9 protein-coding genes are annotated in these 12,361 nt (G+C 45.7%); 4 read left to right on the plus strand and 5 right to left on the minus strand.

Annotation, left to right across the window (positions count from 1 at the left end; genetic code table 11):
* Window positions 1–59: 59 nt before the first annotated feature.
* Entirely contained in the window at window positions 60–767 is a 708-nt protein-coding gene (locus HBAL_RS10105; RefSeq protein ID WP_015827847.1) for a hypothetical protein, read from the minus strand.
* Window positions 768–922: 155 nt separating this feature from the next.
* Complete coding sequence (locus HBAL_RS10110) at window positions 923–1,729, minus strand: enoyl-CoA hydratase-related protein (protein ID WP_015827848.1); 807 nt, start codon at window positions 1,727–1,729, stop codon at window positions 923–925.
* Between the two features lie 220 nt (window positions 1,730–1,949).
* Here HBAL_RS10110 and HBAL_RS10115 point away from each other — a divergent pair, with 220 nt between their 5' ends.
* Window positions 1,950–3,722, plus strand: coding sequence for a patatin-like phospholipase family protein (locus HBAL_RS10115; protein ID WP_015827849.1), 1,773 nt, complete (start codon window positions 1,950–1,952; stop codon window positions 3,720–3,722).
* Window positions 3,723–3,739: 17 nt separating this feature from the next.
* Here HBAL_RS10115 and HBAL_RS10120 read toward each other — a convergent pair whose 3' ends face one another.
* The 3 genes from HBAL_RS10120 to HBAL_RS10130 all read right to left on the minus strand — a co-directional run bounded on the left by HBAL_RS10120 (window position 3,740) and on the right by HBAL_RS10130 (window position 8,573).
* Window positions 3,740–5,533: a lysozyme gene (locus tag HBAL_RS10120; protein WP_015827850.1), complete on the minus strand. Its 1,794-nt coding sequence runs from the start codon at window positions 5,531–5,533 to the stop codon at window positions 3,740–3,742.
* 80 nt (window positions 5,534–5,613) lie between these two features.
* A complete protein-coding gene (mgtE, locus tag HBAL_RS10125; RefSeq protein ID WP_015827851.1) occupies window positions 5,614–7,008 on the minus strand; it encodes a magnesium transporter in 1,395 nt (464 codons plus the stop codon).
* An 83-nt stretch (window positions 7,009–7,091) separates the two neighbouring features.
* Window positions 7,092–8,573, minus strand: a complete 1,482-nt coding sequence (locus HBAL_RS10130) for an SLC13 family permease (RefSeq protein ID WP_015827852.1) — start codon at window positions 8,571–8,573, stop codon at window positions 7,092–7,094.
* A gap of 263 nt (window positions 8,574–8,836) precedes the next feature.
* On the opposite strand from HBAL_RS10130, the gene rimK reads away from it, so the two are divergent.
* From rimK to speG, 3 genes are all read left to right on the plus strand, one after another.
* Window positions 8,837–10,234, plus strand: a complete 1,398-nt coding sequence (rimK, locus tag HBAL_RS10135) for a 30S ribosomal protein S6--L-glutamate ligase (protein WP_015827853.1) — start codon at window positions 8,837–8,839, stop codon at window positions 10,232–10,234.
* Window positions 10,235–10,399: 165 nt separating this feature from the next.
* On the plus strand, window positions 10,400–11,791 hold the full coding sequence (gene mgtE, locus HBAL_RS10140) for a magnesium transporter (protein WP_015827854.1): 1,392 nt from the start codon (window positions 10,400–10,402) through the stop codon (window positions 11,789–11,791).
* A gap of 30 nt (window positions 11,792–11,821) precedes the next feature.
* Entirely contained in the window at window positions 11,822–12,355 is a 534-nt protein-coding gene (gene speG / locus HBAL_RS10145; protein ID WP_015827855.1) for a spermidine N1-acetyltransferase, read from the plus strand.
* Window positions 12,356–12,361: the final 6 nt, after the last annotated feature.

The following is a 12,361-nucleotide window of genomic DNA, read 5'->3' on the forward strand; positions in this document are numbered from 1 at the left end:
GTGAAGCGCCATCACATATAAATAGAGCGACTCTTTTTAAAGGCCAGCCCCTCATATGATTAATTTGTGGGGATACGTTTTGACTCTAATTGCTGATTGGCATCGCTAGCGAGAGAAAACGCAACATCCGTCACCTTCACAGAAAATGTCCGCTCACCCTTAACACCAAAACGCCCACCACGCGCGTAAAGATCATATCCAGTGACAAAAGTGACGCCCCATTGCTCAGATCGACCAAAGCTATAGACTTGCCTATAGCTATCCACCCACGCACCTTCTGGTGTTTTGAATGGCTTATTGATCGAATATTCAAGGCGCGACAAAAGCCCTGTATTCGCATCCAGATTTAAACCGCCGACCATTTGTTGTGAGACTAACGCATCTACCGGACCGTCATTATTTGAAAGCTTGTGCTGAAATTGCACATTCCAGCCATCCGCCGTTTGAACGATATTTCCCTGCCCTAAACTAGAACGCAAATCATCAGCAAACAAACGCACATCAGGCTGAACTTCCCGCGCCCAATCATCTACAATTGCGTCCAATTCTTCATCAACCCCAACACGCCGGCTAATACGAAAGCGACGGCTCAATGGTTTTAACGGGTCGTATTCTATTTCTCGCACTGCGCCAGAACTAGATATGGATGCACGAAAAGCAGCCCGCATAGAAGGAACAGGTTCTGCATCAAGCAAAGCGATATTTAACGCTTCAATAGGAGTGATTTGCGCTCCAGCTAAATAGAAAAATGCACTCACCAACCCCATTTTACGACTTTCTCAGCAAACCGGTTCAGGAAATTTTGATCCCAGAATAGAAAAAAGCTCCTAAGGAAAGGTTTCCGAAGAAGCTCTTCTCCACACCAGCCTTTGCACGAAATTACGTCCAAAAAAGGTGATTTTCATAACAACACATGGGCAAATTATTCGTCTTCACTTTTAGCCCAGCTAGGAGAGCGATCTTCTACAGCTGCAGTCAGACCTTCTATTCCTTCCGCAGAGGCTCGCTGTTTTGCACTCAAGCGTGCAACTGAATGCATCAATGAAGAATCTATAGGTTCTTCTAATACGTGCGAGATGAGAGCTTTTGTATTCGCAAGGGCTGAAGGACCAGCTTTAAATGCGAGTGATGCCATATATTCAGCGAGATTTTCCATCTCTGCCTCATCTTCAACAGCATATTGAACAAGGCCGATCTGTTCCGCGAAATCACCATCGAAAGTTTCACCAGTTAGAAATAACGCTTTGGCCCAGCGCGGCCCAATAGCTTCAACGACAAAAGGCGCAATTGTTGCCGGTAGAATACCTCGCGCAACGTCAGGAAAACTAAAACCGACATTTTTACTGGCAATAGCAATATCACAAGCAGCGACAATGCCCACACCGCCGCCCCGTGCATCACCATGCACCATAGCCAAGGTCAATTGAGGCATTTCGTATAATTTACGAAGCATATTTGCCATGGCCAGCGCATCTTCTTCGTTTTCTTTTTCGGTGTAGTCGATTGCAGCTTTGGTCCATTCTTTATCGCCGCCAACAGAGAAAACATCTCCCGCTCCCCTGAAAATAACAAAGCGGACTTCTACTGTCTTGGATACAAGATCAATTGCATCACTCAACTCTTCGACAACCAACGAATTAAAAGCATTGTGCTGCTCAGGACGGTTGATCAGGATAACCGCAACGCCCAATCGCGAAACATCAAGCTCAATATGCTCATAAGTGGACATGGAAGACTCCCTTTCGTGAATATGCATCTTTATGCACCCTATACCCGCCAACAGCATTACCACCAGTGCCATTTGGGCGCAGTTAATTCGCTTTAATAAAAAAGCCGATGAATAATTTGAAATTCTTGGTGTCAATTTGTTTGGGTTTGTCGTGTAAACTTCATTCGACAACAAGACTCTCAAAAGTTAGAGCCGTCTTAAATTGATACGAGCGTGAAATATGGGCCTGTTACCTAGTCGAGAAAACAAACTCAGCCAAACGATATTGGACGGGCTCCCCTTTCTTCAGGATGTGCCCAAATCAACGCTGAAACTCCTTGAAAATGACATGGCTCATTTTTCCGTTCCAGGCGGTCAGCAATTATTCGCCGCCGGTGCGCCCGCCGATGCTATCTATTTTGTTATTTCAGGCTCTTTAGGAGCATTTACCCCCAAGAGTGATGGACGGTCCGAATTTCTTGGTCATATTCGTACAGGCGAGCCTGTTGGTGAAATAGCGCTTGTTGCCGGTGAAAACCATCAAAACGATGTGTACACCCTTCGAGACACAGAGCTTGTTCGTCTCACGCGCCAAGGATTTATGAAGCTCATCAAGTCTAATCCGGGACTGCTGGAACGCCTCACGCGCGTATTATTACTGCGCCTCAGAAAATCGCGCCGCAAACAACCAAGACGCGCTGAACCACGCGTCTTTGCTCTCATGGCGACATCACCCACGATTGACGTTGATTTAAGAGCTAAGGCGCTCGCTAAAGAACTGGAAAACCTATCTTTCAAAGTCAAAATCGTCGATGAAAGCGATGCTGACAAAGACTCAAGATATTTTGATGATCTAGAAGCGCGCCACGACATCGTTATTTTCAAAACAGCCATCGGCGACAGCAATTGGTTCCGTATGAGCCTTCGCTATGCAGACAGAATTTGGATTCTTGCCAGAGCAGACGCCCATCCATCGTCCCCATTAATGCCTGATGATGAAAGCCCGACACGTCAGTTCAAATTGGTTGATATTATTCTGCTTCATCATGGCAATTCACGAATTGGTGCTGAACCTGCCAAATGGAGAGATGCTGCAAAAGCGTCTCGCATATTCCATTGGGATGGTCTCAATGACGACGATTGTAAACGTCTGGCACGTGTCATGGCTGGGCGATCTGTGGGGCTTGTTATGTCTGGTGGCGGTGCACGTGCATATGCCAGCATTGGCGCAGTGAGAGCTTTAAGAGAAGCAAAATGTCCTATTGATCTTGTAGGCGGCACCTCGATGGGGGCTGTGGTAGCTGCTTGTGTCGCGTCTGGCTGGTCGGATGATGAAATTGACAGGCGTATCCGCAAAGCCTTTGTCGAATCAAACCCCTTAGCAGACTACACACTTCCAGTCGTTGGGCTCGTAAAAGGTCACCGTGTTGATGGAAGGCTGGCAGAACACTTTGGGGATATCAATATTGAATCATTAGAAATCCCTTTCTATGCGGTTTCCACCAATTTAACCCATGGCGCTGTTCGTATTCATACCGAAGGTTTGCTTCGTCAGGCATTGCGTGCATCAATTGCACTACCGGGAATTTTGCCTCCAATTGTCGATGGTGAACAAGTTTTAGTTGATGGGGGTGTTCTAAATAACTTCCCTTCAGATGTTATGAGAGAACTACACAGAGGTAAAATTATTGGCGTGGATGTTGCCCAAGCAGACCGAGGTTTAAATCCTCAGGATTTTGTCAATCCACCCGGATTTTTTAGATGGACAATGAAGCATGGCTTCTCAGCGGCTCCGCCAATCGCAGCTCTTTTAATGCGGGCAGCGACAGTCAGTGTGGACCCAAAAGATGGTTCACAATATACGGATGTGCTTATCACGCCTGATATCGAAGATACGGAATTACGCGACTGGAAAGCTTATGATGACATTGTCGAACGCGGCTATATCGCGACCAAAAAGGCACTTACCCAATTAAACGGCCCGATCGCACGCACATTGATTACGTCGACTTAAGCGAACAATGCCATTAATTACTCGGCATCTTTCTCTGCGCCCCGACGCGACACAAGAAAATAAGCAGCCATAAGGAATATGACACCGCCAATAGCGATCATCAAAGGACCGTAAGCAATATCACTTTGTTTTACAATTTGGCCAGGTTGCGCTTTTTTATAAAAATCGAATATGCCAAATATAATAACGGCAACAGACGCGATAAGCGCGCTTAACCAAAGACGTTTACCGGCTTTATTTTCACTGTATTCGCCGACACTGCCAACATCATATGATAGCTCGTCCGTCAGTGAAGTCTCGTTCCCGATTTCATCTCTAATGTCGACTTCTGGCTGCAATGCAGTATCCGCATAACCATACCCATTATCTGTCGTTTTCTTGACTTCATCATCAACCGAGCGCGTAAGTGGCAATTCTTGTTCTGAGCTATCTCTCGTCAGCGTTTCTGATAAATTCCAAGCATTCTGTTCTGGTTCTTGGTTAGTTGCAGCATCTCTGTCCAGTTCAACCGGCTTATCATTGATTTCTTCTGACAAAGCTTGAATTTCAGGCTGAAAGATATTTGCAAGACGAGCAGCTACAGCATCAGCAGCCTCTTTCGGGGTTGTCGCCTTGCTAGAAAGTTTAGCAGCATGCGCTTCCTCTCTTGCACCCTGCTCACCCAATAAACTTGAAATCACCTGTTCTGGTGTTTCTACTTTTTCTTCAGTTTCCAACAACTCGATGTCATTTGCAGCTTCCATTTTGTTTGCAACAAAGGAATCCGACTTACGGCCAATGTCCTGAGTGCTAGAGCCATCTTCAAAAGTGTCATCTAACGCCAAATCATCATTCGCAATCAAACGCTCAACTTTGTTTACAGCCATCGCGATTGAAGTCAGCTCAGTCTTCTCTTCTTCGAGCGAATTTATATTGCCATCTTCATTGCCAGCATCTTGTTCGACGCTTGCCTCTTCAGCAAATTTACGTTCAGCTTGTTGTAAAGCGTCATCGACTTCTACGCCAATTGCATGAAAAACCTCTTCATCGGTTTCTCCAATAAACACAACTTCCTGATCATCTAAATTGGATGTATCAAACTGATCCGTATTCGTGACTTTATTTGCAGGTATTACGCCCTCAGAAAAATCCGATTCGCCATTAAATTTGAAATCTGGCTCAAGGTTTTCTTTTAAATCGACTGAAGGATTGGAAGCCTCAGGAATGGGTGAACCTGTTGCGAGAAGCTGCTCTAAAGCAGACGTCATATTCTCAATATCGTCACTTTGAGTTTCAATTTCGGGTTCTTTTTGAACATCATAAACACTCACATCTTTTTGAGGAGCAACCAGTGGCGTCGCTGCTGTTGCGCGTCCGTCTGGATGTTCAAGAAATAGAGCTTTTTCAATTGCCCGGCGGCGCACGAGAGCATCCACCACACAAACATGACCATTCAAACGCGCTTTGCGCCAAACTTCCATAGCGTGAGCGGCACGAATATGTTCACCAGAATTCAAGAAACGAAGCACTTCACTGTCCCGAAATAGGCCAAGCGAAATATTGGACGCAAATGAAACAATAGCGTCATGCTGGTTTTGATTTAGCGGTGAGAATAAAAGATCCTCCAACGCTTCTTCAATCGGCTTCAAGTCATAAATCAACAATGCTTCAGCGTCTTCAGGAGACACACGAACGCCTTCTCTAGCTGATTTTACATGGCCATACCCAACGACCCAACGTCCGTCAGGAAGACGTGTTGCACGTTCACGAAAGCCTTCAAAGCTCTTGATAAGTGCTAGCCCCGAACGAGAAATACGAAGTGAGAAAGTCATATTGGTTTGGCCTGAAGTTTATTACTATACCTGCAATCTAGCTACAGATATGCAATAAGGGTGCCTCTTTTGCGGCGAGTTTAAAGCAGAACAGCAGATGCCAAACCTAGAAACGCGCAAAAACCGACAATATCAACACTTGTTAACACAAACACAGACGAAGCAACTGCTGGATCAGCACCTAATTTTTGCAATCCTAGCGGCACTAACACACCTGCCAGTCCTGCCCATAAGAATGTGAAAAACATAGCAACACTGATGACGCCGCTTAGCTGGGGGTCCTTAAACCAGATCAATGCCATAAGGCCAACACCAAAGGAAAAAACAAGGCCATTTACAAGCGCAGTTAGAAACTCTCTGCGCACGGCCCGTCCTGCACGCGGCCCGAGCAAATCCCGTTCTGCAATTGCGCGAACCGTAACAGCCAAGGCCTGAGATCCTGCATTCCCTCCAAGAGCTGCCACAACCGGCATTAAAACAGCCAATGCGATAATTTGCGAAAGCGTTTCTTCAAAAACTGAAATTGCACCAGAGGCAAGAAAGGCCGTGAACAAATTTACACCCAGCCACGGCGCACGAGATCTCACCGCATCCCAGACAGACTGATAAGAACCACCATCATTCACACCAGAAAGCGCCAAAAGGTCTTCCTTGTTTTCATCCTGAATAACATCAACCATATCATCAATGGTGATCATACCTGTCAGCCGTCCACCTTCATCAACAACAGGCGCAGAAGCTAGATTGTATTGCTGGAATATGAAAGCAACGTCTTCCTGATCCATTTCGGGTTTAACAGCAGCAGAAATATCAACACCTAATTCTGCCAAAGGCGTATCACGCGTGGCTCGAATAAGGTTGGATAATGGCACGGCACCAACAAACCGAAACCCTGGATCAACGAGATAAACCTCAAAAAATGGCTCGGGCAAATCATCAGCAGACCGCATATGATCAATAGCTTGTCCGACGGTCCAGAATTCAGGCGCAGCAACAAAATCTCTCTGCATGAGACGACCAGCCGTCTCTTCGTCAAAATTCAAGGATGTTTCAATTGCTGCTCGGTCACTCGCGTTGATTTGTTCAAAAACCCGCTCTTGACGATCTTCCCCCAAATCAGCCGCCAGCAAAGCAGCGTCATCAGAGTCCAGATTTTCCAAAACATCTGCGAGATGCCGGTCTGACATCAGATCCACAGCGTCAGAACGTAGATCTTCTGAAAGCTCAGCGATCATATCTGCCGGTAATTTATCGCGCAGCAAGGATACAGCCTGACGAAAAGTTGGGCGCGGCATTTGCTCAAACACATCAGCCATATCAGCTGGGTGCAAATCACCCATAGCGACAATCAAGCCATCACGCGCATTAGCATCGACAAGTTCGACAAACAAATCGACGGTTTCTGCATCCACTCCGGCAGTTTCACCAGTCAGTTCGTCATTGCTATTAGGATTGTTTGTTGATTGCTGAGTCATGCCATTGCCTCGCAGACTGATTCCAAACTTTTCTTAGACCAAATGCGTCAACAAAGCGAGCCAGATTAATGCATTGAATCAACCTAAGAGAAAACAATTGGCATAAGCGTGAATAACACCAAAGTAATGAGACAAATGCCCAACAAATTAAGCTTGAAGCCAATCATAGCCATTCGCTGCATAGATACTTGTCCAGTCCCAAATACAATCGCATTAGGGCCTGTTGCCATAGGCAGCATGAACGCACAACTGGACGCCATGGCGACAGGTATTGCCAGCACATAAAGATCAAGACCTGAACCTTCAGTCATAGCACCCAAAATAGGTAATACGGCTGTGGCTGTCGCGACATTGCTTACAATTTCCGTTGAAAAAATAACAACGGTGATCAGCACAATCATTAAGAACAAACTAGGTGCAGATGTCAGCCCGCCAATTTGGTGAGCGAGCCAATCCGCCAAACCAGATTGCGTAATACCAAGCGCTAAACTCAGGCCTCCTCCAAACAGCAATACAACATCCCATGGAATATCTTTTGCCGTCTGCCAATCTAAAAGCCGTGTATTTTCCGGTTGTGTTTTACCTGCCGGAATAACGAACATCAAAATTGCACCAAAGACTGCAATAATATGATCGGTGACATGGCTAAAAGGTGTAACGCCGAATATTTCAAAAGAATTTAAGGATCGCCGGAATATCCAAGCACACGCAATAACAGAAAAAGCAATCAATGTGCGCAATTCAGGCTGTGATATTTGACCCAGATTTTTTAGTTTTTCTCGAACAAATGATCGCCCTTCATCACCTGTTTCAGATTCAATATGCGTGCCCCAATGTGTCAACACAAACCATGCCGCTGGTAACATCACACAAACCACAGGAATCCCTATGGACATCCATTGTGCAAAATCAATCGTAGTGCCCGCATATTCATGCAAATACCCAAGAACGATCAGATTGGTAGGGGTTCCTATGGGTGTTCCCAAACCACCAATCGAAGCGCCATAGGCAATTGCCAATAATATTGCGACAGTGAGAGGGTTATTTATCTGCTTTTTTCCAGTTATCGCATAAGCAACAGATACACCGATGGGAGCTAACATTATCGTGGTTGCGGTATTGGATATCCACATTGAGAGCAAAGCCGAAGACAGCATAAAACCAGCTACCATTGCTTTGGGATGTGCCCCAACTCGAACAACAATATTGAGCGCTAAACGGGTATGCAAATTCCACTTCTCAATGGATTTTGCGGCAATAAAACCACCCAACAACAATATTACAACAGGACTAGAATAAGGAACCGCGACCTCTTTAATAGACAACACACCAAAACTTGGCATTATCACCAGAGGCAATAGTGATGTTATGCCAATAGGTACGGCTTCAGTGACCCACCAAACCGCCATCAATGCAGCAAGTGAAACGACAACCCAAGCGTTATGCGATAAGTTTTCCGGGCGTTCTATAAACTGTATGGCGATTGCAAGAAACAATCCGCCCCACAAACCGCCACCATTCTTCAGGCTCGCATGCAAAGCATGAGTATTTTTTTGCCGCCCCATCAGTTTACCTCCCCTCATATTTTTTCAGCACCATACAATACGTCACAGGAAAAATCACAGGAAGCGAGAAATAAATTCAACTTTTTCAACAGAAACAATGAAGTATGTAAGCTTTCCTATACCTGTGCACAACACAAGAACTATCGTTCATTCAAGCCTTTTAAAAAAGGCGTAGCATTCTACATTCACTTCCACTACACACTCCCTAAATACCAGATAGTTTTTGGTTAAAAATTCGATTGATTTGAATACGAGGTCTCAACATGAGCAACACTCCTTTGAAGCTTGGTTGGGAAGAATGGCTAAGCCTGCCAGATCTGGGCCTTCCGGCAATCCGCGCGAAGGTCGACACAGGGGCCAAAACCTCAGCCTTACACGCCACCGCGCTCGAACCATTTGGCCCAATAGATAAACCTCAAATCAGATTTACGCTGCGACCAAATCCAGATGATCCAGACCTTGAAGTTGTTTGTGCTGCTCCTGTGGTGGACAGACGTGAAGTCACGTCTTCAAATGGAGAAACCGAACTTCGGTATGTTATCTTCACAACAGTCCAATTTGGTTCAGAAAAATGGCCTATTCAGGTTACTCTCACCAATAGAGAGACAATGGCATACCGTATGCTATTTGGACGTACCTCAGTGACCGAAGAAATGATGGTTCTTCCAACTGAAAGCTGCTTACAGCCAGTCTTATCCTATGATTTGTACAAAGGCTTTCCGCGTCGCAAGGCCACAAAACGTCCGCTCCGTATTGTATTGCTGACACGTGAACCAAACAATTATTCGAGCCAACGTTTAAAACAAGTCGCAGAAGAGCGCGGGCATGTGTTAGAAATGGTCGACACGCGTCGCTGTTATATGGCCATAAATGCAACACAGCCTGAAGTGCACTATGACGGCAAAGCTCTACCTCAATATGATGCAGTCATCCCGCGCATTGGGGCAAGCATGACATTTTATGGAATGGCTGTTTTACGCCAATTTGAAATGATGGGTGCGTATTGCCTAAACTCGGCTCAAGCCATCGGTGCTTCGCGAGACAAATTATACGCCCACCAACTCCTCGCGCGGCATCGTTTGGGAATGCCAGCAACAGCTTTTGCCTCCAGCCCAAAAGACACCAAAGATTTAATCTCATTGGCGGGAAATAGCGCAGTAGTCGTGAAATTACTTGAATCGACACAAGGCAAAGGCGTTGTTCTTGCTGAAACGAACAAGGCCGCTGAAAGCTTGGTGGATGCATTTCGTGGTCTTGAAGCAAACTTCTTGGTTCAAGAATTTGTCAAAGAAGCTGGTGGTGCTGACATTAGATGTTTTGTTGTAGGCAATAAAGTTGTTGGAGCGATAAAAAGACAAGGTGCTGACGGAGAATTTCGTTCCAACCTTCACAGAGGCGGATCAGCTCATGTGGTTAAACTTACGCCTGAAGAGCGAAAAGTTGCCATCAAAGCAACGAAAGTTATGGGCCTTTCTGTTGCTGGTGTAGATCTTCTTAGATCAGATACCGGACCCAAAATTCTTGAGGTCAATTCATCTCCAGGTCTAGAAGGAATTGAAAAAACTTCCAAGAAAGATGTCGCGGCAAAAATGATCGAACATATCGAAATTCATGCGCCGATCATTAATACTGCGATCCGAACCAAATCTCAAAATTTCTAGCACGCAAATTCAAACAAAATACCTCAAAAACCAAAATTCTTGGTTTTATCCCGCTATCTAGACGCCAAACCTTGCTGTCATGGCTTGGCTTCTTAACGTCATGCGCCATAGGATACCCTATCTTCCAAGCTCAACCGATCCTCAAAACTCAATTGGGAACACAAAATGACCCTACCCCTTCAGGAAGAAGAACCAAACTCCACACTACCAAATATTCCTGAGCGGTCATTGCGATCACTTCTAACGGATGAAGACCTAGACGGTCTGATCGCGTTTTTTGATCTCTTATCTGCAAGTGAAAGCCTTAGAGCAGTCACTCAACTTTCAGCAAAAGAACGCGATCATCTAATCACCATACTGCCGTCAGAAATTGCGGCAGAATTAGTTGAAGAAGCACCCAATGAAGTTGCGGTGGATCTTGTCGAACGCCTAGAGGCCGACAAAGCCGCCGAGATTATGGATACTCTTGGGTCTGACCTTCAAGCCGATGTGATCGGTGAAATGGATCAGGAAGAAGCTGAAGCAATCCTTGCCGAAATGACCTCAGAACATGCGCAAGATGTTCGGCGATTGGCGGCCTATGATGATGACACTGCCGGCGGTCTTATGATTGCTGAGGTTTTCACCTTTAGACAGAGCGATTCAATTTCTCAAGTTCTGCTGCAGCTCGCGTCAGAGGAAGAAGAAGACGAACGATTACGCGGCCAGCATCCATATGTCATTGATGAAGACAACAAACCTATAGGTGTGGTCTCGCTGAGGAGCCTGATTACATCTCGACGATCGGCATCTCTGTCCTCGATAATGGTGCCAGCTGTAACTGTCCTCGTATCAACGCCTCTAGATGATCTCGTCGACCTTTTTGATAAGCATTCATTTCTAGGTCTACCCGTTGTCGAGGCAGATGGCTCACTTGCAGGTGTCGTCTCCCGCAGTGCCGTTGAAGAAGCGCTGCATGAACGTTCAGAAATGCAAAGCCTAAAACGCCAAGGTATTGTCGGGGATGAATTGCGCTCAATGCCGCTTCTTCTTCGCTCCAGAAGACGCCTTTCTTGGCTATCTGCAAACATCGTTTTGAACATTATCGCTGCAAGTGTTATTTCAGCTTATGAAGAGACCCTAGCCGCTGTCATCGCGATAGCTATCTTTCTACCCATGGTATCGGATATGAGTGGTTGTTCAGGAAATCAGGCGGTTGGTGTAAGCATGCGCGAGCTAACTCTAGGCCTCGTTACCTCTAGGGACGTTTTTCGCGTTTGGTTAAAGGAAGCCTCCATAGGCATCGTGAACGGTATCGTTCTTGGCCTCCTCATAGGCATGGTCGCCTGGATATGGAAAGGCAATGCTTATTTAGGCCTTGTGATCGGACTGGCACTCGCAATCAATACAGTAATTGCTGTATCCATTGGGGGTATCGTACCTATCCTCCTGAAACGTTTCGGACAAGATCCAGCAGTTGCAAGTGGCCCCCTTCTCACAACAGTGACCGACATGGCGGGCTTCTTTTTGGTGCTAAGTCTAGCAGCTTTTTTCATGCCCCAATTACTTGGTGCTTAGCTCAATATTTTCCTTTGGAGACCCAAAGCCATGACTGAAACAATTGTGACTCTACGGGCATTAGAGAAAAGTGACCTGCAATTCGTCCACAAGCTAAACAATAATCGGCGCGTTATGAATTATTGGTTTGAAGAACCTTATGAATCATTTGTCGAACTTGAAGAACTTTATCTAAAACACATACACGACCTCTCAGAACGCCGTTTCATCGCAGAAGATGAAGCAGGAGACATGCTAGGTCTGGTTGAGCTTGTGGAAATAAACTACATACACCGCCGCGCAGAGTTTCAAATCATTGTTGCCCCTAGTCATCAAGGTGAAGGTTTTGGAAGACAAATCACTCGACTGGCTCTGGATTACGCTTTCTGCATCCTCAACTTGAACAAAGTCTACCTCATAGTCTCTACAGAAAATGAAGGTGCACTTCACATCTACAAAAGCACAGGCTTCATAGAAGAAGGTCATCTCATCAAAGAATTCTTTGTTGACGGCGCCTATCAGGATGCCCTTCGAATGTACCAACTTCAGGGTGACTTTTTAAACCAACGCAATAAAGATGATTAGGAAGGT

Source organism: Hirschia baltica ATCC 49814, from assembly GCF_000023785.1.
Lineage (GTDB): Bacteria > Pseudomonadota > Alphaproteobacteria > Caulobacterales > Hyphomonadaceae > Hirschia > Hirschia baltica.

Bases quoted from the DNA above. Each gene is read 5' to 3' on its own strand.
- rimK (WP_015827853.1), top strand. From the start codon at position 8,837: ATGAGCAACACTCCTTTGAAGCTTGGTTGGGAAGAATGGCTAAGCCTG.
- HBAL_RS10115 (WP_015827849.1), top strand. From the start codon at position 1,950: ATGGGCCTGTTACCTAGTCGAGAAAACAAACTCAGCCAAACGATATTG.
- HBAL_RS10105 (WP_015827847.1), bottom strand. From the start codon at position 767: ATGGGGTTGGTGAGTGCATTTTTCTATTTAGCTGGAGCGCAAATCACT.
- HBAL_RS10130 (WP_015827852.1), bottom strand. From the start codon at position 8,573: ATGGGGCGGCAAAAAAATACTCATGCTTTGCATGCGAGCCTGAAGAAT.
- mgtE (WP_015827851.1), bottom strand. From the start codon at position 7,008: ATGACTCAGCAATCAACAAACAATCCTAATAGCAATGACGAACTGACT.
- mgtE (WP_015827854.1), top strand. From the start codon at position 10,400: ATGACCCTACCCCTTCAGGAAGAAGAACCAAACTCCACACTACCAAAT.
- HBAL_RS10120 (WP_015827850.1), bottom strand. From the start codon at position 5,533: ATGACTTTCTCACTTCGTATTTCTCGTTCGGGGCTAGCACTTATCAAG.
- speG (WP_015827855.1), top strand. From the start codon at position 11,822: ATGACTGAAACAATTGTGACTCTACGGGCATTAGAGAAAAGTGACCTG.
- HBAL_RS10110 (WP_015827848.1), bottom strand. From the start codon at position 1,729: ATGTCCACTTATGAGCATATTGAGCTTGATGTTTCGCGATTGGGCGTT.